Origin of the sequence: Staphylococcus sp. ACRSN (genome assembly GCF_022346615.1) — a bacterium.
Taxonomy (GTDB): Bacteria; Bacillota; Bacilli; order Staphylococcales; family Staphylococcaceae; genus Staphylococcus.
Genome location: NZ_JAKRNS010000004.1, coordinates 26,598 through 49,175, shown reverse-complemented (window position 1 = coordinate 49,175; position 22,578 = coordinate 26,598). Strand labels below are relative to the sequence as shown.

General features: G+C 32.3%; 18 protein-coding genes and 1 riboswitch. Of the genes, 14 read left to right on the top strand and 4 right to left on the bottom strand.

Annotated elements, in window-relative coordinates; translation table 11 throughout:
- The first annotated feature begins 193 nt into the window (after positions 1-193).
- The 6 genes from MHZ36_RS05120 to ffh all read left to right on the top strand — a co-directional run bounded on the left by MHZ36_RS05120 (position 194) and on the right by ffh (position 7,995).
- Positions 194-427 carry an acyl carrier protein gene (locus tag MHZ36_RS05120; RefSeq protein ID WP_042738881.1) on the top strand — a complete coding sequence of 78 codons (234 nt, stop codon included), beginning with the start codon at positions 194-196 and terminating at the stop codon, positions 425-427.
- A 246-nt stretch (positions 428-673) separates the two neighbouring features.
- Positions 674-1,384 (top strand): ribonuclease III, encoded by a 711-nt coding sequence (gene rnc, locus MHZ36_RS05115; protein WP_481867124.1) that lies wholly within the window; start codon positions 674-676, stop codon positions 1,382-1,384.
- Between the two features lie 80 nt (positions 1,385-1,464).
- The gene (gene smc, locus MHZ36_RS05110) at positions 1,465-5,034 is read left to right on the top strand and encodes a chromosome segregation protein SMC (RefSeq protein ID WP_239230036.1); all 3,570 of its coding nucleotides are present in this window, start codon (positions 1,465-1,467) and stop codon (positions 5,032-5,034) included.
- Positions 5,031-6,266 (top strand): signal recognition particle-docking protein FtsY, encoded by a 1,236-nt coding sequence (gene ftsY / locus MHZ36_RS05105; RefSeq protein ID WP_239230034.1) that lies wholly within the window; start codon positions 5,031-5,033, stop codon positions 6,264-6,266. Before smc ends, ftsY begins: the two co-directional genes overlap by 4 nt.
- Positions 6,253-6,585, top strand: a complete 333-nt coding sequence (locus tag MHZ36_RS05100; RefSeq protein ID WP_239230032.1) for a putative DNA-binding protein — start codon at positions 6,253-6,255, stop codon at positions 6,583-6,585. The genes ftsY and MHZ36_RS05100 overlap by 14 nt, the downstream gene beginning before the upstream one ends.
- Before the next feature lie 42 nt (positions 6,586-6,627).
- Positions 6,628-7,995: a signal recognition particle protein gene (gene ffh, locus MHZ36_RS05095; RefSeq protein ID WP_239230030.1), complete on the top strand. Its 1,368-nt coding sequence runs from the start codon at positions 6,628-6,630 to the stop codon at positions 7,993-7,995.
- Positions 7,996-8,121: 126 nt separating this feature from the next.
- Here the strand turns inward: ffh and MHZ36_RS05090 are convergent, their stop codons facing one another.
- A complete protein-coding gene (locus MHZ36_RS05090; RefSeq protein WP_239230028.1) occupies positions 8,122-9,420 on the bottom strand; it encodes an LLM class flavin-dependent oxidoreductase in 1,299 nt (432 codons plus the stop codon).
- Positions 9,421-9,453: 33 nt separating this feature from the next.
- Positions 9,454-10,206: a 3-oxoacyl-ACP reductase gene (locus MHZ36_RS05085; RefSeq protein WP_239230026.1), complete on the bottom strand. Its 753-nt coding sequence runs from the start codon at positions 10,204-10,206 to the stop codon at positions 9,454-9,456.
- 110 nt (positions 10,207-10,316) lie between these two features.
- Positions 10,317-10,418, bottom strand: a riboswitch (TPP riboswitch).
- Between the two features lie 216 nt (positions 10,419-10,634).
- On the opposite strand from MHZ36_RS05085, the gene rpsP reads away from it, so the two are divergent.
- From rpsP to rplS, 4 genes are all read left to right on the top strand, one after another.
- The gene (rpsP, locus tag MHZ36_RS05080) at positions 10,635-10,901 is read left to right on the top strand and encodes a 30S ribosomal protein S16 (RefSeq protein WP_042738873.1); all 267 of its coding nucleotides are present in this window, start codon (positions 10,635-10,637) and stop codon (positions 10,899-10,901) included.
- A 384-nt stretch (positions 10,902-11,285) separates the two neighbouring features.
- A complete protein-coding gene (gene rimM / locus MHZ36_RS05075; RefSeq protein WP_239230024.1) occupies positions 11,286-11,792 on the top strand; it encodes a ribosome maturation factor RimM in 507 nt (168 codons plus the stop codon).
- On the top strand, positions 11,792-12,529 hold the full coding sequence (gene trmD / locus MHZ36_RS05070; RefSeq protein WP_239230022.1) for a tRNA (guanosine(37)-N1)-methyltransferase TrmD: 738 nt from the start codon (positions 11,792-11,794) through the stop codon (positions 12,527-12,529). Before rimM ends, trmD begins: the two co-directional genes overlap by 1 nt.
- Before the next feature lie 103 nt (positions 12,530-12,632).
- Positions 12,633-12,983 carry a 50S ribosomal protein L19 gene (gene rplS, locus MHZ36_RS05065; RefSeq protein ID WP_239230020.1) on the top strand — a complete coding sequence of 117 codons (351 nt, stop codon included), beginning with the start codon at positions 12,633-12,635 and terminating at the stop codon, positions 12,981-12,983.
- A gap of 49 nt (positions 12,984-13,032) precedes the next feature.
- On the opposite strand, the gene MHZ36_RS05060 is transcribed toward rplS, so the two are convergent.
- Positions 13,033-15,648, bottom strand: coding sequence for a YfhO family protein (locus MHZ36_RS05060; protein ID WP_239230018.1), 2,616 nt, complete (start codon positions 15,646-15,648; stop codon positions 13,033-13,035).
- A gap of 45 nt (positions 15,649-15,693) precedes the next feature.
- On the bottom strand, positions 15,694-18,270 hold the full coding sequence (locus MHZ36_RS05055) for a YfhO family protein (protein ID WP_239230016.1): 2,577 nt from the start codon (positions 18,268-18,270) through the stop codon (positions 15,694-15,696).
- A gap of 347 nt (positions 18,271-18,617) precedes the next feature.
- Here MHZ36_RS05055 and ylqF point away from each other — a divergent pair, with 347 nt between their 5' ends.
- From ylqF to sucD, 4 genes are all read left to right on the top strand, one after another.
- Positions 18,618-19,478: a ribosome biogenesis GTPase YlqF gene (ylqF, locus tag MHZ36_RS05050; RefSeq protein WP_239230014.1), complete on the top strand. Its 861-nt coding sequence runs from the start codon at positions 18,618-18,620 to the stop codon at positions 19,476-19,478.
- A gap of 12 nt (positions 19,479-19,490) precedes the next feature.
- Positions 19,491-20,261: a ribonuclease HII gene (locus MHZ36_RS05045; RefSeq protein ID WP_239230012.1), complete on the top strand. Its 771-nt coding sequence runs from the start codon at positions 19,491-19,493 to the stop codon at positions 20,259-20,261.
- 107 nt (positions 20,262-20,368) lie between these two features.
- A complete protein-coding gene (gene sucC / locus MHZ36_RS05040; RefSeq protein WP_239230011.1) occupies positions 20,369-21,535 on the top strand; it encodes an ADP-forming succinate--CoA ligase subunit beta in 1,167 nt (388 codons plus the stop codon).
- 21 nt (positions 21,536-21,556) lie between these two features.
- Positions 21,557-22,462: a succinate--CoA ligase subunit alpha gene (gene sucD / locus MHZ36_RS05035; RefSeq protein WP_239230010.1), complete on the top strand. Its 906-nt coding sequence runs from the start codon at positions 21,557-21,559 to the stop codon at positions 22,460-22,462.
- The last annotated feature ends 116 nt before the right edge of the window (positions 22,463-22,578 follow it).

Sequence of the window (22,578 nt, the reverse complement as noted above, 5' to 3'; positions counted from 1 at the left end):
TCTTCGATATGCATTTATTTTAAAATCATAATATCGATTTAACTTCGCTAACACTTTAATATGCGTAATGTGAAGTTTAATGTAAATTTATTCAATTCTCCTTGTATCGATTGAAATACTACTTGTATTTCAATCGATAAAATGGGAAAATAAAAAAGTCTATAAGTAAACTTTTAGAAGGAGGTGAATCGACGTGGAAAACTTTGACAAAGTAAAAGATATCATCGTTGACCGTTTAGGAGTTGACGCTGAAAAGGTAACTGAAGAAGCATCTTTCAAAGATGATTTAGGCGCTGACTCACTTGATATCGCTGAACTAGTTATGGAATTAGAAGACGAATTTGGTACTGAAATTCCTGATGAAGAAGCTGAAAAAATCAACACTGTTGGTGATGCAGTTAAATTTATTAATAGCATTGAAAAATAATAAACACATATCTGAGTCGTTATAGAATACGGCTCAGATTTTTTATTGATTAAAAATTAAAATTCATCCAATTGATTAGAATATGACATAAAAATGAAATGCTAAGTGATTGTTACTATTATATAGATGGATTTGGACAGTTTTTCCTTTAGTTTTGTGTGCAAATCACGTAAAATATAAGGGTATATAATAGATTAGCTCTAAATCTGAGGAGGAAAGAGATTGACCAATTATAAAAAAAAAGAAATGGTTCAAGCATTCCAAGCCAAATTTGCTGGGAAAATGCAAGAATTAGATTTGAATTTTAATCAAATCGACTTATATCAACAAGCGTTTTCTCACTCTAGTTTTATTAATGATTTTAATATGAATCGTTTAGATCACAATGAAAGATTGGAATTTTTAGGAGATGCGGTATTAGAATTGACGGTTTCACGTTATTTGTTCGATAAATACCCAGAATTGCCAGAAGGTAATTTAACAAAGATGCGTGCAACAATAGTTTGTGAACCTTCACTTGTAATATTTGCGAAAAAAATTCATTTGAATGATTTAATTTTATTAGGCAAAGGTGAAGAAAAAACAGGTGGACGAACAAGACCATCTTTAGTATCCGATGCATTTGAAGCTTTTGTAGGTGCATTATATTTAGATCAAGGGTTGCCATCAGTTTGGAAATTTGCCGAAAAGACAATCTTCCCATATGTGGAAGATGACGAATTGGAAGGTGTTGTCGATTTCAAAACACAGTTCCAAGAATACGTACATCGTCAAAATAAAGGTGATGTTACCTATAAATTAATAAATGAAGAAGGTCCCGCACATCATCGTCTATTTACTTCAGAAGTAATATTAGAAGGTACTGCTGTAGCTGAAGGTAAAGGGAAAACCAAAAAAGAATCTGAGCAAAAAGCAGCAGAACGTGCTTATAAATCTATGAAGAATAAAGTTAAATAACTTTGTTATGAAGCGTAAAGGAATAATTAATACATTGTGTAAATCTTCGTGAAACAATGTAATTTTTTAAGGAGAATAGCATGGTATATTTGAAATCAATTGATGCTGTAGGTTTTAAATCATTTGCTGAACATACAAATGTACAATTTGATGAGGGCGTTACAGCAATTGTAGGACCTAATGGAAGTGGGAAAAGTAATATCACCGATGCGATTAAATGGGTGCTAGGAGAGCAGTCAGCGAAATCGTTACGTGGAGCGAAGATGGAGGATATTATTTTCTCAGGAGCTGAACATCGTAAAGCACAAAATTATGCAGAAGTGAAATTAAAACTTGATAATAGTGCAGGTAAATTGCAAGTCGATGCAAGTGAAGTTGTTGTGACAAGAAGATTATATCGTAGTGGCGATAGTGAATATTATCTAAATAACGATAGAGCGAGATTAAAAGACATCACTGATTTATTTTTAGATTCAGGTCTAGGTAAAGAAGCCTTTAGTATTATCTCTCAAGGTAGAGTAGATGAAATATTAAATGCTAAACCAGTAGATAGAAGGCAAATTTTAGAAGAATCTGCTGGGGTTTTAAAGTATAAAAAACGTAAAGCAACTTCAATGCAAAAATTAAACCAAACTGAAGATAATTTATCAAGAGTTGAAGACATCTTATATGACTTAGAAGGGCGAGTAGAACCTTTAAGAGAAGAAGCAGCAATAGCTAAGGAATATAAACATTTATCTCAAGAAATGGAACGTAGTGATGTTCTAGTCACAGTACATGATATAGAAGAATATAATAAAAACATACATGAACTTGATGACAATCTTAATCATTTAAAGAGTCAACAAGAGTCTAAAGATGCTGAAAAAGTACAATTTACTAATGCATTGAATAAATACAATTCTGATCGACAACAATTAGATGACACGATAGAGTCATTAAACTTTAAATTGGTTAAGGCAACTGAAGATGTAGAAAAGTACGCAGGACAACTTAATGTATTAGAAGAAAGAAAGAAAAACCAATCAGAAACGAATGCTAGATTTGAAGAAGAACAGGAAAGTTTAGAAAGTCAAAAAGAAGCATTACAATCTGAACAATCTGAAGCTAAAGCACAGATGAATCAATTGAAAGTGCAACAAAAGGAATTGAATGAAGCAATTCATTATCTGGAATCTCAATTGTATGTCTCGGATGAACAACATGATGAGAAACTTGAAAAGATTAAAGATGAATATTATCAATTAATGTCTGAACAATCCGATGTTAATAATGACATTCGATTTTTAGAACATACCATTCAAGAAAATGAATCAAAGCAATCAAGATTAGACTCGAGATTGGTTGAAGCGTATGAACAATTGAAACAAATACAACAATCAATCAATGATGTTGAAAAACAATATCAATCTGCACAAAAAGATTTAAAAGCACTAGAGTCAGAATCTACAAAATGTGAGCGAAAATTAACAGAATTAAAGCAACAACAAACAGCATATGAAGAAAAACTACATCAAGCATATAGATATAATGAAAAATTAAAATCTCGAATAGATAGCTTAGCTACACAACAAGAAGATTACAGTTACTTTTTTAATGGCGTTAAACATATTTTGAAAGCGAAAAAAGACAAGCTTAAAGGCATTCATGGTGCAGTTGCAGAAGTAGTGCAAGTACCATCAAATCTGACCAAAGCAATCGAGACAGCACTAGGTGCCTCGTTACAACATGTCATCGTCGATTCTGAGAAAGATGGCAGACAAGCTATTCAGTATTTAAAGCAACATAGTTTGGGACGTGCGACATTTTTACCATTAAATGTGATTCAACCAAGACAATTAAGTCAAGATATATTGTCAACAGCAGAACAAGCTGAAGGTTTTGTGAATATCGCTTCAAAAGCTGTAACATCAAGCAATGCATATCAAAATGTAGTTCAAAATCTTTTAGGTAACACCATTATTGTTGAAGATTTAAAGCATGCAAATGATTTAGCTAGATCTATACGTTATCGTACGAGAATTGTTACACTTGAAGGTGATATTGTAAATCCAGGTGGTTCAATGACCGGTGGTGGTGATCGCAAAACAAAAAGTATTTTATCACAAAAAGATGAACTTACAACAATGCGTACACAACTTGAAGATTATCAACAACAAACGGTTGAATTTGAAAAGCAATATCAAGCAATCAAAACAGAGTCAGACGAACTCAGTGAACGGTATTTTGATATTGGACAAAAATATAATGCTATTAAGCAAAAACTTCATGACTATGAATTAGAATTAGATAGACTACGAAAAAATGAAACACATTTAAAAGATGAACATGAAGAATTTGAGTTTGAAAAAAATGATGGTTATCAAAGTGAAACAAGTAAAAAAACTTTAAATGACAAAAAGAAACGCTTAAAAGAAATTAAAGATTTATTGGCAAAACTTGAAAACGACATTAATGTTTTTACAAAACTTTCTAAAGAAGGAAAAGAGAGTACAAACCAAATACAACAAAATTTACATCAAAAAAAATCTGATTTAGCAGTTATCAAAGAGCGCTTAAATACGCAAAAACAAACAGATGTACGATTGAAACAACAATTAGAAAAAAATTCAGAACAACAACAACGTTTAAATGAACAAATTACACTGTTTAATTCAGATGAAATAACTGGGGAAACAGCATTCGATAATATACAAACAAAAATTGCTGAAAGTAAGAAAAATAAGTCACAATTTAGTGAAGAGTTAGATGCGTTAAAAGTGAAACGAGTGGAACTCAATGATACGATTGAAACAACGGACCAACAGTTGCGAGAAGCAAACCAAGACATCTTATCCATCGAAAATCGTTACCAAGATATCAAAGCCGAACAATCAAAATTAGATGTATTAATTAATCATGCTATTGACCATTTAAGCGAAACATATCATTTAACTTATGAACGTGCGAGTGAGTTATATGATTTAGATGAAGCTATTGATGTGTTGCGCAAAAAAGTTAAACTGACTAAGATGTCTATCGAAGAATTAGGACCTGTTAATTTGAATGCAATTGAACAATTTGAAGAAATTAATTCTAGATATACATTTTTAAATGAACAACGTACAGATTTAAGAGCAGCGAAGACAACATTAGAACAAATTATAGATGAAATGGATCAAGAGGTTAAAGATCGTTTTAAAGAAACCTTCCATGCGGTGCAAGGATATTTTGCCGAAGTATTTAAGTCACTTTTCGGTGGAGGTCAAGCGGAATTAAGATTGACTGATGATGATTATTTGACTGCAGGCGTAGATATTATCGTACAACCTCCAGGTAAGAAATTACAACACTTGTCATTGTTAAGTGGGGGAGAAAGAGCTTTAAGTGCGATTGCGTTGTTGTTTGCTATTTTACAAGTTCGATCAGCACCATTTGTAATACTAGATGAAGTCGAAGCGGCATTAGATGAAGCGAACGTTATACGTTATGCACAATATCTTAAGGATTTATCAGATCAAACACAGTTTATTGTTATTACACATAGAAAAGGAACGATGGAATATTCGGATTGTTTATATGGTGTTACAATGCAAGAATCAGGTGTTTCGAAATTAGTAAGTGTGAATTTAAATACGATAGATAAAGTCATGGAGGAGGAACAAGCATGAGCTTTTTCAAACGATTAAAGAACAAATTTTCAGGTTCAACTGAAGAACCTAAGCAACAAGATGAATTAGAGCAATTAGAATCAGAAGAGTCATCACAAGAAACTGAAGATACTATTGAAAAAACTGAGAAAAAGAAACCTAAAAAGTTAAAAGAAGCAGATTTTGATGAAGACGGATTAATTTCAATTGAGGACTTTGAAGAAATTGAAGCACAACAAATAGGTGCTAAATTCAGAGCTGGATTGGAAAAATCACGCGAGAACTTCCAAGCACAACTTAACAATTTAATCGCTCGTTATCGTAAAGTTGACGAAGACTTTTTTGAAGCTTTAGAGGAAATGTTAATCACTGCCGATGTTGGATTCAATACTGTGATGCAACTTGTTGAAGAACTACGTGAAGAAGCGAAACGTAGAAATATAACTGAAACTGAAGATTTAAGAGAAGTTATTGTTGAAAAAATAGTTGAAATATATCATCAAGATGATGAACATTCTGAAGTTATGCATTTAGAAGATGGTAGATTAAATGTTATTTTAATGGTCGGTGTAAATGGAGTTGGTAAGACAACTACTATTGGTAAACTTGCACATCGTTATCAAGCTGAAGGTAAGAAAGTTATGTTAGCTGCAGGTGATACTTTTAGAGCTGGAGCCATTGAACAACTAAAAGTATGGGGTGAACGCGTAGGCGTTGAGGTTACAAGTCAAAGTGAAGGTTCTGACCCAGCTGCTGTAATGTATGATGCGATTAATGCAGCAAAAAGTAAAGGTGTAGATATATTAATTTGTGATACTGCAGGACGTTTGCAAAACAAATCTAATCTGATGAATGAGTTGGAAAAAGTTAAACGAGTTATCGGTCGTGCTATACCTGATGCACCACATGAAGTATTATTATGTCTTGATGCAACCACTGGTCAGAATGCACTTTCACAAGCTAAATCTTTTAAAGAAGTAACGAATGTGACTGGTATTGTGTTAACGAAATTAGATGGTACAGCCAAAGGTGGTATTGTACTGGCAATAAGAAATGAATTACACATTCCAGTTAAATATGTAGGATTAGGCGAAAAATTAGATGATTTACAACCATTTAACCCTGAAAGTTATGTCTATGGATTATTCGCAGATATGATAGAGCAAAATGTTGAGGGGCAAAGTGAGGATGAATCGACAACAATTCAATCCGAAGTAGATGAGACTGAAGGTCATACAGATGAGTCAAAATGATTTAATTAAAACCATCAGAATGAACTATTTGTTTGATTTTTACCAAGCATTATTAACAAAGAAGCAACGCAATTATTTAGAACTATTTTATTTACAAGATTATTCATTGAGTGAAATTGCTGATACGTTTGATGTGAGTCGACAAGCAGTGTATGATAATATTAGAAGAACTGGCGACTTAGTTGAAGATTATGAAACGAAATTAGGTCTGTATAAAAACTTTGAATTAAGGCAAGAAATTTATGAAAAAATGAAATTACATGTTCATGATTCTGAAAAAATTAAACAATATATACAAGCACTAGAAGATTTAGAGTGAAATTATCAAGAGAAATAGAGATAAAAAAGGAGGGTATTTGATATGGCATTTGAAGGATTATCCGATCGTTTGCAAGAAACGATGCAAAAAATTCGAGGCAAAGGTAAAGTTACAGAAGCTGATATTAAAACGATGATGCGTGAAGTACGATTAGCGTTATTAGAAGCTGACGTTAACTTTAAAGTTGTTAAGGAGTTTATCAAAACTGTATCAGATAGAGCTTTAGGGTCAGATGTAATGAAATCATTAACACCTGGTCAACAAGTTATTAAGATTGTACAAGAAGAACTTACTCAACTTATGGGTGGAGAAAACACTACAATCACAATGGCTAATAAACCACCAACAGTTGTAATGATGGTTGGTTTACAAGGGGCAGGTAAAACAACTACTGCCGGTAAATTAGCGTTGTTAATGCGTAAAAAATATAATAAAAAACCGATGCTTGTTGCGGCAGATATTTATCGACCAGCTGCAATTGACCAGTTACAAACAGTTGGTAAGCAAATTGATATTCCTGTATATAGTGAAGGAGATCAAGTAAAACCACAACAAATTGTTGAAAATGCGATTAAGCATGCAAAAGAAGAGCATTTGGATTTCGTAATTATTGATACCGCTGGTCGTTTACATGTTGATGAAGCATTGATGCAAGAATTAAGTGATGTTAAAGAGATTACAAAACCAAATGAAATCATGTTGGTTGTAGATGCAATGACTGGTCAAGATGCAGTTAACGTTGCTCAATCATTTGATGAACAACTTGAATTGACGGGTGTAACACTTACAAAATTAGATGGTGATACACGTGGTGGTGCTGCACTATCTATTCGCTCTGTTACTCAAAAACCAATTAAATTTGTTGGTATGAGTGAGAAATTAGATGGATTAGAAGCATTCCATCCAGAACGTATGGCGTCTCGTATTCTGGGCATGGGTGACGTACTTAGCTTAATAGAAAAGGCACAACAAGATGTCGACACTGATAAAGCTAAAGACCTTGAAAAGAAAATGCGTACATCATCTTTCACGCTGGAGGACTTCTTAGAACAATTAGACCAAGTGAAGAATTTAGGTCCATTGGATGATATTATGAAGATGATTCCTGGTATGAATAAGATGAAAGGTGCCAATAACTTGAATATGGATGAAAAACAAATCGACCATATTAAAGCAATCATACAATCTATGACACCTTCAGAACGAAATGATCCAGATAGTTTAAATGTATCTCGTAAGAAACGAATTGCGAAAGGTTCAGGCCGTTCAGTTCAAGAAATCAATAGGTTAATGAAACAATTCAATGACATGAAGAAAATGATGAAACAATTTTCTGGTGGTGGCAAAGGTAAAAAGGGTAAACGTAAGCAAATGGAAAATATGCTAAACGGTATGAATTTACCATTTTAATTAACACATAAAATAACATGAATTTGTTTTTTAAGGGTAAATAATCAATAGAATATAGATATAAATAGAGCCGATTGAAATCATAAAATTTCAATCGGCTCTATTTTACTTAAATTTATATTATTACTAAAGACCAAGGTTTTCTCTGAATGTGGTACCTTCATATTCAGTTCGGTATAATCCACGATTTTGTAACTCTGGAACAATATAATCCACAAAATCTTGTAGGCTATTTGGAAATACAGGAGGCATCAAATTAAATCCATCAGCAACGCCAGCATTAAACCATCTTTCCATTTCATCAACGATGTCTTTAGGTGTACCAATTAATGTTAAATGACCACCTCCAGCACTTAAATAACCTAATAATTCCCGAAGTGTGGGATTTTTATCTTGTATTATTTCTAATACCGTTTGATAACGACCTTTTGGCCCTGAAAAGTGTTCTACCGCTGGGAGTGGTGGAATAGGTTCATCTAAGGACCAATTATGACAGGGTTGACGAATAAAAAATTCTAACTGGTTAAGTGCAGAATCGATTGCAAGTGATTCATCAAGTTGTTGTTTTTTTGCATAAGCTTCTTCGTAAGTTTTCCCCACATAAGTTACTAATCCAGGAAAGACTTTTAAACTGTTGGTTGGTTTGCCCTCATACTTTAATTTATTATTTAATTTATTTCGAAAAGCAGTCGCTTGCTTTAAATTCCATGCAACTGCATAAACAGCATCTGCATATTTTGTAGCTAAAGCAATACCAGGATCTGAGGCACCTGCTTGCATTGCAACAGGTTTTCCTTGTGGACTACTAGGTGTTGTTAATGGACCTTGAACGTTAAAATATTTCCCTTCATGATTTATAGGATTAATCATGTCGCTATTTATCAATTGATTTTCATCTTTTTTATGTAAAATCGCATCTTCACTCCAATTTTCAAGTAAGAGATTCATGACATTTGCGAATTCATCGGCCCTATCGTAACGTTGTTCATGTTCTGGTAAGTATGACATTCCGTGATTTGCAGCTTCTAAATCAGTCATTGAAGTCACTAAATTCCATCCTGCACGGCCGTTACTTAGGTGATCAATACTCAGTAACTGTCTGGCGGCGGTGAAAGGATTTGCAAATGTACTAGAGATTGTTGCAACTAAACCAACATGTTTAGTGACTTGTGCAATTGCAGCTAAATTGACTAGTGGATCATACCAAAAAGCAGGCATATCACTTTTAGATTTAGCTGGAAAAGACTGATTGTCTGCAAAAAATACAGCATCAAAGAGGCCTTGTTCAGCAATTTGAGCTAAAGATTGATAATATGTTATATCACCAATACGGGAAACAGTTGAATCTGGCATGCGCCATGCTGCTTGATGATGACCACAACCATAAATTAACACGCCGATATTGAGTAGTTGGTTTTGTTTCATAGTAGTATTTATTCCTCCATTACGTTTTTACTTTTAATTCATTGTTAAACCGCCATCAATTGTAAAGTTTTGACCTGTAATACCTTTGGCTTGTTCTGAAATTAAATAATTTACCATATTTGCTACATCTTGCGGTGATGTGACTTGGCGTAATGGTGTTGTTTGTGCAATTAAATCAAATACATCATCGGTCGTTACGGCGCTAGCATCGGTTGTTTTTAAAAGGCCACCTGATACAACGTTAGCATTAATGCCAAATTTTCCTAATTCAGCAGCTAAATTACGCGTGAATCCAATTAATCCAGCTTTAGCAGTTGTGTATTCATGATAGGGAACGACAGGATTTTGAAATAAATTAGTACCTATAGAAATAATTGTTCCACTTTTTCTATCTATAAATTGATTTATGACACTCTGTGTAACATTAAAAGCACCTTTTAATGTTCCATCAATTTGTTGTTGATAATCATGCCAACTTAAATTTAGGAATGATTTTTGAGCGATAGGATCGAATTTAAATCCGACAAGCGCATTGTTTACAATAGCATCAATTTTTCCAAAATGACGAGTGGCTTGTGCAATCATTTGATCCACTTGTTCTCGATTTGTAACATCTGCTTGGATTGCTAATGATCTTTCTTGTCCGATTTCACTGACAAGCTTTTCTGCCATGTCTTTATTTTTAAAATAATTTATAATAACGTTATAGTCATTTGATGCCAATGTTTTAGCGATGGTAGCACCTAATCCTCTGCTACTGCCTGTAATCAAAATGGTTTTTTTCATTATTTCACTCCTCATTTTAGTAAATTAAATAAAAAAATACACAACATTCTCAAGGAAAGTTGTGTATTAAAAAGGCATATGATTAAGGTATTCATACCTATATAAATCATTGTCAATTTGTATCACTTTCCTACGCTAGTCTAAGCTAGATCAGGTTCAAAGGGTTTGAGTAATACTCATCTCAGTTACTAATAACACCCCTAGTGCATGAATTATTTAATTTAGTCTCAATGTATAGTTTTTAAATATTAATGTCAAGTTTGTATCAATTTTCTCAAGGAAATGAATTATATCTATGCGTGTTTCTCACTTGATTTATAGATAATGGATGTTGGTAAAGAAAAAACTCTTTACAAAGTAGTGAGGAACTGTTAATATTATTTCTTGTAGAAAATAAAAATACTAAGAACATAAAGGAGCGAATATAAATGGCAGTTAAATTACGTTTAACACGTTTAGGTTCAAAAAGAAATCCATTCTATCGTATTGTAGCAGCTGATGCTCGTGCACCACGTGATGGTCGTAATATCGAACAAATCGGTACTTACAACCCTAACAATGTGAACGCACCAGAAGTTAAAATTGACGAAGAATTAGCATTAAAATGGTTATCACAAGGTGCGAAACCAACTGATACAGTACGTAACATTTTATCAAGAGAAGGTATCTTGAAAAAATTTGACGAACAAAAATAAATCTTAGCAATAGCTAATGATATTTAAAAGATGATTTTTACTGTAATTCGGTAGAAATCATCTTTTTTATTTTGACTATTTAATTTATCTTTGTTGATGGTCCCTTGTATAATTTTAACTTTCTTTATGCGATAAACCTATTAGATAAAGTTTAAAAGTTATTAATATTTTTAGTAAGTAGGTTGAATAAAATAATGTTGATGTACTGTGGTGGTAAAATGATTAATATTTGTTTTTGACATAGAAATGGTTGGAATTTATATGATTAAACGATATTACTTGATTTAAAATTACAGACCCTACAATACATGTTATAATGGATTACGAATTTTATATAGTTTCATTACAAGAAATTTAAATTGTAATGTTTTCGGAGGAAAAAGTATGAAAGTTGAAATAGGTAAATTTGTAAATACACATGGTGTAAAAGGTGAGATAAAGATAAAGTCGCATTCTGACTTTACGGATACACGTTTCCAACCAGGAGAAATTGTCACAATTCAACCTGTAGGTAAAGAAGCAATTGATTTTAAAATCAGTAGTCATCGTATGCATAAAGGATTGCATATGCTTAAGTTTGAAGGTATAGATAATATAAATGATATCGAATATTTGAAGGGGTCAACATTACTTCAAGAACGAGATCATAAAGCCATCGAATTAGAGGAAAATGAATTTTTCTATTCAGATATTATAGGTTGTACTGTATTTGATGATGAGGGGACTGCGATTGGACGTGTAACGGAAATTTTTGAAACAGGAGCCAATGATGTTTGGGTAGTCAAAGGAAATAAAGAATATTTGATACCATATATAGCTGATGTTGTTAAAAATGTGGATGTTGAAGGTAAAAGTATTACAATAACGCCAATGGAAGGATTACTTGATTAATGAAGATAGATTATTTAACACTATTTCCAGAAATGTTTGATGGCGTGCTCAATCATTCGATTTTAAAACGTGCACAAGAAAAAGAAATGTTGCAAGTCAATGCTGTGAATTTTAGAGATTTTTCGGAAAATAAGCATGGACAAGTTGACGATTATCCCTTTGGTGGCGGACAAGGCATGGTATTAAAACCTGAACCGGTATTTAATGCAATGGACAGCATAGAGAAATCAGAAGATACTCGAGTGATTTTAATGTGCCCTCAAGGTCGACCTTTTAGTCAAAAAATTGCACAAGAGTTAAGTGAAGCAGAGCATCTCGTATTTATTTGTGGTCACTATGAAGGATACGATGAGAGAATTCGCCAACATCTAGTTACGGATGAAATTTCTATGGGAGATTACGTCTTAACTGGCGGCGAGTTACCAGCGATGGTTATGACAGATGCAATTGTAAGATTAATCCCGGGTGTACTCGGCAATCAACAATCTCATGTTGACGATTCATTTCAAGATGGTTTATTAGAATTCCCACAATATACGCGACCGAGAGATTTTAAAGGATTTGGTGTACCAGATGTACTATTGTCAGGCAACCATGCCCATATTGATGCATGGCGTCATGAGCAAAAAATAATTCGTACTTTTGAAAAACGTTCAGACTTACTTAAAGATTATCCATTAACTAAAAAAGATAATGAGATTATTGAAAGATATAAAAAGCAATTGAAAAAAGATTAGTATTATGCTAATATATTTTAAGTGTGCGACACACGAAAAATCACTATGATCCGCTGCTATATTTTGTCGAGGCAAGAACATAGGTTGAAGGAGAGAAAAAATAATGAGTAATCACAAATTAATCGAAGCAGTAACACAATCACAATTACGCACAGACTTACCATCATTCCGTCCAGGTGACACTTTACGTGTACACGTACGTATTATTGAAGGTACTCGCGAACGTATCCAAGTATTCGAAGGCGTTGTTATTAAACGTCGTGGTGGAGGTATTTCAGAAACTTTCACTGTACGTAAAATTTCTTCAGGTGTTGGTGTGGAACGTACATTCCCATTACACACTCCGAAAATTGAAACAATCGAAGTTAAACGTCGTGGTAAAGTACGTCGTGCTAAATTATACTACTTACGTGAATTACGTGGTAAAGCTGCTAGAATTAAAGAAATTCGTTAATCAGCAAATAAGATATAAAAAAGCGATTCCTGTTCAGGAATCGCTTTTTTTATTTTAACTTATAGATTATTTTTGTGAATATGAAACTTAAAATAACACCAATTAATGTGATAATAATTAATAGTTTTGTGTGTGGTGGTGTGTAGGTCAATTTTATTGTATTATGCTTTTTCTCTACTGGAATCACAGTCATAATACCATTCCCTTTTTTTACTGATAGTTTATCATTTCCAGATTGTGCTTTCATACCTTCGCTATATGCAATTGGTAGCACGATGTAGCCCTTTTTATGATTAGTTCTATGGATTGTGTATCCAGAACGGTCTTGCTTAATATTAACCTTGTCTAGCGTTTTAGCTGCATGTCTTAAATGCTTATAATTTTCACCGTAAATCCCTTTTACATTTAAGCGGTATTTTCCTTTCGGCATTCTGATTTTTAAGTCTTGATTTGATTTAACTCTCATCGTAACAGGCGTAACAAAACGACGATATTTATATTCTAACTCATTACGTTGTTGAGCATATTCATTCACACCAATATAATGTTTTTTACTTGGTGATAACAGTTCAACATCCATCTCAACATAAATATCTTTATATTGGTCACTAATAGATTTAGGGAGATGATACGTGATACCACCATCATTTTTATTAACTGTAATTTCATTTTTATCATTTTTATATGCGTTACGGAGTGAAGTTGTTGATGAATGAATTAAATTATGAGCATTTTTAATGTGACTCGTAGCTTTTTGCTTCGAATTAGCAAATACCACACCGTTTAGCATAGCATGCTCTTTATCAATAGGTGATTTTAGTGCATCATCACGATAAACTTTATTTGTAAAATGTGCGCTCGGATAATTTATTTCATTTTTAGAATGGATAAATGGTTCATCCTTAGTATGATAGATTGTATCTTGCACTTTAAAACCATAGGGCATATTTAAATCATTGGGACGGCGTAATCGGTCTTTAACGTTCCATAACGCCATTAAATTAGCTCTATTTGATAGTAAGCGATAGGTACTATTTTTATCGATTGACATGTTAATTTGTAATGTCTTGTCGTAATATTTCAATATTTCGCCATCAAAAATACTAGAGTATAGCGCTATGCCATTAAAATGATATAGCATAGGAGAATTAAGTCCATATTTAGACATATAATCAATTCTATTCAAAGGGTCGGATTTATAATCATGATTAATTTGATTGATTTTTTTTGTTAAAACAGGACTTTTATATTTTGATGCAGACATCTCTTTTAATGTCGATTCGTAACCTTTAACGTTATTATAATGATCATTTGATAATATCAGAGCTTGTTGCATAATTATCAGTATAGCGATGATCCAATAGGTTGATTTTCTTTCTAATAAATATTTGTTTTTTAGAATAACTGCTATGAATAAGATTAAAATGAAACATATTACCATCCAAGATATTCGTAAATTATTTTTTAGAAACAGACTGACTACCATAATAATGAGAGGTAAAATTATTGTTCTCATATACGCATTAAAATTAAGTTCATTTAAATGATAAATAAACATAGCGATGAGTCCAGCAGTGGTTAACGCAAAAATGTATACCCAACGCCGTTCAGGTGTTGAAAAACCGTTGAACATGCTATCGAAATAGGGTGTAAATGACCCAATAAGCATTATCCAAGTGGCTATAGCAAAAAGTTTATAGTAATAATGTCTATATAACTTAAAAGAAAATAATGCTATAAGCGCAATGAGTGATACGGTTATGTAAAATCCATAGGAAAAAAAGTTTTTTTGTCTTGCAAAATCTGTGAAAATTGGTGTCTTAAAATATGGATTACTCACTCGATCGTTATTTAAAAATGAAGAAACACCTGTATAAAATCCCCATATACTCACCATGACGCTTAACAATACTGCAATTGGTATAATAAAAAGCTTTTGTTTTATTGATACTTTATCTTCAGGATGTTTGAATATACATCGGTATACATAGTAACTAAAAATAACAATGCCTTCATAATAACTAAAATAAAAATTGGAAAACAAAGTGAAACTTATCGCAATAATAAATAAGCCTAACTTTTTTTCTTTGAAAAATCTTTCAATTGCTAATAATGAAAATGGTAAAAAAATTAATAAATCTCCATAATACGACCATGTAAAATTAAAATGGATAAGCACAGTTGATGTACTGTATAAAAATGCAGCTAAAATTGTATAATTAATTTTAATTTTTAAATATCTAAAAAAATAAAAAGCAGTAATAAATGTCACTACTGATTTAAAATATGAAACAATAAGTTGGTTACTAGCCCAAAACGTTATATTATGTGGGTTTACATTGAAAATGTGTTCAAATAACCATACAAAAATAAAATTAACAGCAGTTATTGGTGATGTGGCATAGTAATAAGATAAACCTTTTACATAATCGCCACCCAAACCGAAAGAATGATCGTAGAAACTTTTGAACTTTGTGAAATGTTCATACAAATACATTTGAAAAGGCATCATTTGCCTATAACCATCTCCAGAACCGCTGAAAACAATACCATGTGCAATATAACGATAAATATATGGGGCGAATGTGAATAATGAAACAATTAACCCCATACATATAACACACACAATTCTTGAGAATTTATTGGACCAAACCTTGCTAAACATGCATAATCCTCATCTCTAACATACTCCTTTTTTCAAAAATAAATTTTATTTGATATTTTTAACTCGTTTACCCCATAAAGCGCTAATAGTTATACTTACGAATGAAATTAAAAACATAACAAACCAAAATTTAGGTCTATATTTGATAACAATTTCATCACTATCTTTTGAAACTTTAACCCCAGTCATCATGTAATTGACTTTAAATGGTTTAACTTTTTGTCCTTTAATATAGGCAGTCATTCCTTCACGATATGGAATATTTATTGTTGCTATACCCTTTTTATGTTGATTTAATTTCACCTTTACACCATTTTTAATATCTTTATAATGTCCTATATTTTGATTTGTTTCATGTGCTGATTTCAACTGTTGATAATCTTCACCATACAAGCCATTTAGATTAACAATATAATTACCACTTGGACTAAATGTAATATTGATATTGCCATATTTATCTGGTTTAGTTTTATATAATTGTGTATTGATACCGGTACGATATGTCGAATTGTTGTATAGTCGATTATTTGTATAGCCATTGATATCTATTAAATAGTTACTATCGGGTTGACCACGTTTGACAAGTAAATCAATATAGAAATCTTTATATTTTTTTCTTAGGTTTTCCGGAATTTGTAATTGAATTCTACCCGTAGACTTTGATAACTCTATATGACTGTTATTTTTTGAATTGATATTGTCGTATTTTATTTGGGTACTATTTAAAAGATTCCGTGCTTTTTGATTATAAGATTGTCCTTTATTTTGCATCACAACACCATCTATCATGGCATGTTCACGATCTAATACATTTGTTAATTGTTTGGCATTATATATTTTATTTGTAACACGAACTGATGGAAGATTTAATGTGTTTTCATAAATCTGATATTGACCGCGAGACTTAATTTTTTTGAAGTTATTAGGAACATTGGATTGGTATGATTTCAACATTAAATATTTTTCTGAAAATAGGCTTGCAATATTTTGACGACCATTCGTTGATTGATAACGACTCACAGATTCTTCTTTTAAATTAATTTTCAAATCATCATAATAGTAGTCTAGGATATTGTGGTCAAAAATACTTGAATAGACACTCATGCCTTTAAAATGCTGATACATAGGTGTATTATCTTGTTCGTTTACACGCCAATCTATCCGTTCGTCTTCTCGTTTCTGATTGTTCATAGTGTTTACAAGGTTTCTTTGTAAGTTAGAATTAAAAAGGCTCGAATTCGCATAATATCGATTTGCTCTATTTACATGATCTTCAAAGAAAATTTGGTTTCTTGTGAAGACAAATGATACTAAAATAGCTAAAAGTATAATTGCAATTATGTAAAAATTCGATAGTTTCACACGCCAATTTGGCTCTTTAACTAATAAAATAAGCATTCCAATTAATGGAATGATGGGTGCAAACCATAACCAAGCTACAAAATCATGGTAATACCATGCACTTAAAAAAATGATTAGGAGTGCAATGATTGACGTTGTCATATAATTCCAAATATGAAGCGTTCGAAAATATTTTACATATAGTCCAATTGTCACTGCAGATGTAAATGCTAACAAATAATGCCATCTTTTTTGAGGTGCTGAAAACCCATTAAAAAGTTGATCGACAAAAGGTAAGAACGTAGCTACAATTGCTACAATTGTAAGTAATGCAAAGATTCTGTAATAATAGTGCTTATATAATTTGAAAGATAGCAGAGCTTGAATTGTAATGAATAGCACTACGATTAAATAATTGTCGTAAAAGACATTTGTGTTCTGGTTGAACTGTTCAAACAAATCTACATGACCATGAAAGGGTATACGTCTATTATTTAAGTAGCTTTGTAAACTGTGGTAAAAAAAGAACAAACTATTACATAACCCTAATACTGCTGCAATCAATATAAGTTTAAATGCTTTGCCTCGAGATAATATGTCATGCTTATGTTGAAAAATTAGTCTTACACCAAAATATATTAAGCCTGTTAATAACTGATAATATGCAAAATAAAAGTTATTAACTAAAGTGATAGTAACTATAACTATAAATAATCCAATATGTCCTTTTTTAAGTGCACGCTCAATTGATAATAATAATAATGGCAGTAAAATAAAAACATCACTAAAAAAGGGCCAATAGACAGTGAATCGAAAATATAAAGGCGAAATAACAAAGACAAAAGCTGTTAATATAGAAATTTTGTTATTTAAAGCGATGTATTTCATATAAAGAAAAGTTGCTATCATTGCAACTGTCGCCTTAATAATTGAAACAACTAGATCATTCGTGATCCAAAACATAAACGCATCTGTTTGAAGTGGGATGAAAAATTTTAATATTACAATAACAATGACATTAAATATAAATAATAGGTTTGTTGAAAAGTAATAACTTAAATCTGTGAAAAAATCTCCACCAAGTCCAAATTTTGTTGAGTAGAACCAGTTTCCATGACTCCAGTTTTCAAATAAAAACATTTTAATAGGAACCATTTGTTCCATACCGTCATTTGGACCGGTAAAAAGAACACCATTAACCAAAAATCGATAAATGATATAACTGTGACCAATTAAAGATAAAACTAAAAATAATAATATGTATAAAAGTTTGCGTTGCATTTAATTTTCTCCTATATCAAATGTAATATAGTCCATTTGTACCTGTTTTATTCATAAATACAATAACAAACTATTGTATAAATTAATTTTAAAATCTAATACTAATATTCATGTAATCATGATATACCCTTTAAAATGTGAAAATAAATCACATTCTCATTTCAAATATATATTAATTAGGTATATCATTTAATATTGTTGTAAAATTAAAGTCAAAGATGAAATTCGTATCTTTGTTTTATTTTAACAATAGCACGTACATGTTATTATTTTATAGTCTATATAAAATTACTGTTAAACAAAAGTAATAAAGATAAATTGCACGTTAATTAAGAAAGGTGATAATAATGGTAATACAATGGTACCCGGGACACATGGCGAAAGCTAAAAGAGAAGTGTCAGAACAACTCAAGAAAGTGGATGTTGTATTTGAATTAGTAGATGCACGTATTCCATATAGTTCAAGAAACCCTATGATAGATGAGGTTATTCAACAAAAACCTCGTGTGGTAATACTCAATAAAAAAGATATGGCAAATCTTAAAGAATTAGAAAAATGGGAACAATATTTTAAATCCAAGGGTTATTTTCCAGTAGCGATTGATGCTAAGCATGGTAAAGGTCTGAAATTGGTAGAACAAGCTGCAATTAAAGCAACTACTGAAAAATTTGAACGAGAAAAGGCAAAAGGTTTAAAACCTCGTGCAATTAGAGCGATGATTGTTGGAATTCCGAATGTCGGCAAGTCAACATTGATAAATAAATTGGCTAATAAATCTATAGCTAAGACAGGAAACACACCAGGTGTTACCAAACAACAGCAATGGATAAAAGTAGGTACTTCACTTCAACTATTAGATACACCAGGTATCCTTTGGCCAAAATTTGAAGATCAATTAGTCGGTAAAAAATTAAGTATTACTGGTGCAATAAAGGATAGTATTGTTCACTTGGATGAAGTGGCTATCTATGGACTTGAGTTTTTGAAAGAACATGATTTTGAGGGTTTGACAAAACACTATAATGTTGATGTTGAGAAAGACGCTGAAATATTAGAATGGTTTGATGCGATAGGACGCCGTAGAGGATTGTTGAGACGTGGAAATGAAGTTGATTACGAAGCGGTAATTGATTTAATCATCCATGAAATACGTAATGCAAAAATTGGCACTTATACTTTCGATATCATTAAAGAAATGGATATATAGGTGTGTGTATAGATGAAACAAACAATTGCTGAAATTACAAACTTACTTAAAGAAGAAAAAACGATTGATGCTATAAAAGTACAAGATTATTATGACGACGAAAGAAAAGGCGTGCAAACGGCTATACAAAGAAGAATTAAACAATTAGAAAAAGAACAAGCGTTATTAAAAAAATATGAAGTGATGTCACAATTCGAAAATGACATATTAAAAGAAGATCCAGAAGCATTAATTTGTGGAATTGATGAAGTGGGAAGGGGTCCGTTAGCAGGTCCTGTTGTTGCATGTGCAGTTATTTTAAATAAAGGGCATCAATATACAGGGTTAAATGACTCAAAACAATTATCAGCAAATAAAAGAAAAGATTTAGAAAACGATTTATCAACAAATGTTTACGATTATGCTTATGGTTCAGCATCTGTAGATGAAATAGACCGTATCAATATTTATGAAGCTACAAAAATAGCAATGAAGAGAGCAATTGCAGGATTAAGCGTTCAACCTGACCATTTGCTGATTGATGCAATGACTTTGGATACTGATATACCACAAACTTCTATTATAAAAGGTGATGCTAAAAGTATATCTATAGCTGCGGCGAGTGTCTTAGCAAAAGAACATAGAGATCATTATATGAAGGAACTTTCAAAAAAGTATAATGTTTATGGTTTTGAAAAAAACGTAGGTTATGGTACGCAACAACATCTTGATGGAATTAAAAAGCACGGCATTATAAGTGAACACAGAAAATCTTTTGAGCCAATTAAATCACATTTCATTTAATCAATTTTATAAATTAATTTAAAGAAGTGTGCTAAATCAGTTTACAATAGCGCTTTCATTTCTTATAATTGATTATGAACTTAACCTAAGAAACAGGAGGATGGAGAATGAATATCCACGAGTATCAAGGTAAAGCAATTTTTCGTTCAATGGGCGTTGCTGTCCCAGAAGGACGTGTAGCATTTACTGCTGATGAGGCAGTTGAAAAGGCAAAAGAATTAAAATCTGATGTATATGTGGTTAAAGCGCAAATTCATGCCGGGGGTAGAGGTAAAGCAGGCGGAGTTAAGATTGCTAAATCACTTTCTGAAGTTGAGACTTATGCAAATGAATTGTTAGGTAAAACTTTGGTTACACACCAAACTGGCCCAGAAGGGAAAGAAATCAAACGCCTTTACATAGAAGAAGGCTGCGACATTCAAAAAGAATATTATGTAGGCTTTGTAATTGACCGTGCAACTGATAGAGTAACATTAATGGCTTCTGAAGAAGGCGGTACTGAAATCGAAGAAGTAGCTGCTAAAACACCTGAAAAGATATTTAAAGAAACAATCGACCCAGTTGTTGGTTTAGCTCCTTATCAAGCGAGAAGAATCGCGTTTAATATTAATATTCCTAAAGAATCTATTAATAAAGCAGCTAAATTTTTAATTTCACTTTATAATGTATTTATCGAAAAAGATTGTTCTATAGTTGAAATCAATCCATTAGTTACAACTGGTGAAGGTGAAGTTTTAGCATTAGATGCGAAACTTAACTTTGACGACAATGCATTATTTAGACATAAAGACATTCAAGAATTACGTGACTTAGAAGAAGAAGATCCAAAAGAAATCGAAGCTTCAAAATATGATTTATCTTACATTGCGTTAGATGGAGATATTGGTTGTATGGTAAATGGTGCTGGATTAGCGATGGCAACTATGGATACAATTAATCATTTTGGAGGCAATCCTGCTAACTTCTTAGACGTAGGAGGCGGTGCAACAAAAGAAAAGGTTACTGAAGCATTTAAAATCATTTTAGGTGATGAAAATGTAAAAGGAATCTTTGTAAACATCTTTGGAGGCATAATGAAATGTGACATTATCGCTGAAGGTATCGTTGCTGCAGTTAAAGAAGTAGAACTTACATTGCCACTTGTTGTTCGTTTAGAAGGAACAAACGTTGAAAGAGGTAAACAAATTCTTAAAGATTCAGGTTTAGCAATTGAACCAGCTGCAACAATGGCAGAAGGCGCACAAAAAATCGTAAAACTTGTAAAAGAAGCGTAAGGAAAGGATGGGAGCACTAAGATGAGCGTATTTATTGATAAAAATACAAAAGTAATTGTACAAGGTATTACAGGGTCAACTGCCCTTTTCCATACAAAACAAATGTTAGAATATGGTACACAGATTGTTGCAGGGGTAACGCCTGGTAAAGGTGGACAAGTAGTAGAAGGTGTACCAGTATTCAATACAGTTGATGAAGCTAAAGAAGAAACAGGTGCAAATGTATCAGTAATCTATGTACCAGCACCATTCGCTGCTGATGCAATTTTAGAATGTATTGAAGCGGAGTTAGATTTAGCCATTTGTATCACTGAACATATCCCAGTTGTTGATATGATTAAAGTGAAACGCTATTCAGAAGGTAAAAAGACACGTGTCGTAGGTCCTAACTGCCCTGGTGTTATTACAGCGGATGAATGTAAAATTGGTATAATGCCTGGTTATATCCATAAAAAAGGCCACGTTGGCGTAGTTTCACGTTCAGGTACATTAACATATGAAGCAGTACACCAATTAACTGAAGAAGGTATTGGTCAAACAACTGCTGTAGGTATCGGTGGAGATCCAGTTAATGGTACAAACTTTATTGATGTATTAAAAGCGTTCAATGAAGATGATGAAACGAAAGCAGTAGTTATGATTGGTGAAATTGGTGGTACTGCAGAAGAAGAAGCTGCGGAATGGATTAAAGCAAACATGACTAAGCCAGTTGTAGGTTTCGTAGGTGGACAAACTGCGCCTCCTGGAAAACGTATGGGTCACGCTGGTGCTATTATTTCTGGTGGTAAAGGTACTGCAGAAGAAAAAATCAAAACACTTAACAATTGTGGTGTGAAAACTGCTGATACACCTTCAGAAATAGGTACTACATTAATTGAAGCTGCAAAAGAAACTGGCATCTATAATGAATTGTTAACAGTAAAATAATTAAATATTGAAAGCTAGTAGCACAAATTCCAAAATATGTTGGAGTTTGTGCTATTTTAAGTGGTGAAAATTAAGTATATATAATGGTAGAATTTGATAGAAGAATATATGCTTTT

Excerpts from the sequence above, each read along its gene's own strand:
- ftsY (WP_239230034.1), top strand. The coding sequence starts at position 5,031 with ATGAGCTTTTTCAAACGATTAAAGAACAAATTTTCAGGTTCAACTGAA.
- MHZ36_RS05100 (WP_239230032.1), top strand. The coding sequence starts at position 6,253 with ATGAGTCAAAATGATTTAATTAAAACCATCAGAATGAACTATTTGTTT.
- sucC (WP_239230011.1), top strand. The coding sequence starts at position 20,369 with ATGAATATCCACGAGTATCAAGGTAAAGCAATTTTTCGTTCAATGGGC.
- ylqF (WP_239230014.1), top strand. The coding sequence starts at position 18,618 with ATGGTAATACAATGGTACCCGGGACACATGGCGAAAGCTAAAAGAGAA.
- rnc (WP_481867124.1), top strand. The coding sequence starts at position 674 with ATGGTTCAAGCATTCCAAGCCAAATTTGCTGGGAAAATGCAAGAATTA.
- MHZ36_RS05085 (WP_239230026.1), bottom strand. The coding sequence starts at position 10,206 with ATGAAAAAAACCATTTTGATTACAGGCAGTAGCAGAGGATTAGGTGCT.
- MHZ36_RS05060 (WP_239230018.1), bottom strand. The coding sequence starts at position 15,648 with ATGTTTAGCAAGGTTTGGTCCAATAAATTCTCAAGAATTGTGTGTGTT.
- MHZ36_RS05055 (WP_239230016.1), bottom strand. The coding sequence starts at position 18,270 with ATGCAACGCAAACTTTTATACATATTATTATTTTTAGTTTTATCTTTA.
- MHZ36_RS05090 (WP_239230028.1), bottom strand. The coding sequence starts at position 9,420 with ATGAAACAAAACCAACTACTCAATATCGGCGTGTTAATTTATGGTTGT.
- rimM (WP_239230024.1), top strand. The coding sequence starts at position 11,286 with ATGAAAGTTGAAATAGGTAAATTTGTAAATACACATGGTGTAAAAGGT.
- rpsP (WP_042738873.1), top strand. The coding sequence starts at position 10,635 with ATGGCAGTTAAATTACGTTTAACACGTTTAGGTTCAAAAAGAAATCCA.
- MHZ36_RS05045 (WP_239230012.1), top strand. The coding sequence starts at position 19,491 with ATGAAACAAACAATTGCTGAAATTACAAACTTACTTAAAGAAGAAAAA.
- ffh (WP_239230030.1), top strand. The coding sequence starts at position 6,628 with ATGGCATTTGAAGGATTATCCGATCGTTTGCAAGAAACGATGCAAAAA.
- smc (WP_239230036.1), top strand. The coding sequence starts at position 1,465 with ATGGTATATTTGAAATCAATTGATGCTGTAGGTTTTAAATCATTTGCT.
- rplS (WP_239230020.1), top strand. The coding sequence starts at position 12,633 with ATGAGTAATCACAAATTAATCGAAGCAGTAACACAATCACAATTACGC.
- trmD (WP_239230022.1), top strand. The coding sequence starts at position 11,792 with ATGAAGATAGATTATTTAACACTATTTCCAGAAATGTTTGATGGCGTG.
- sucD (WP_239230010.1), top strand. The coding sequence starts at position 21,557 with ATGAGCGTATTTATTGATAAAAATACAAAAGTAATTGTACAAGGTATT.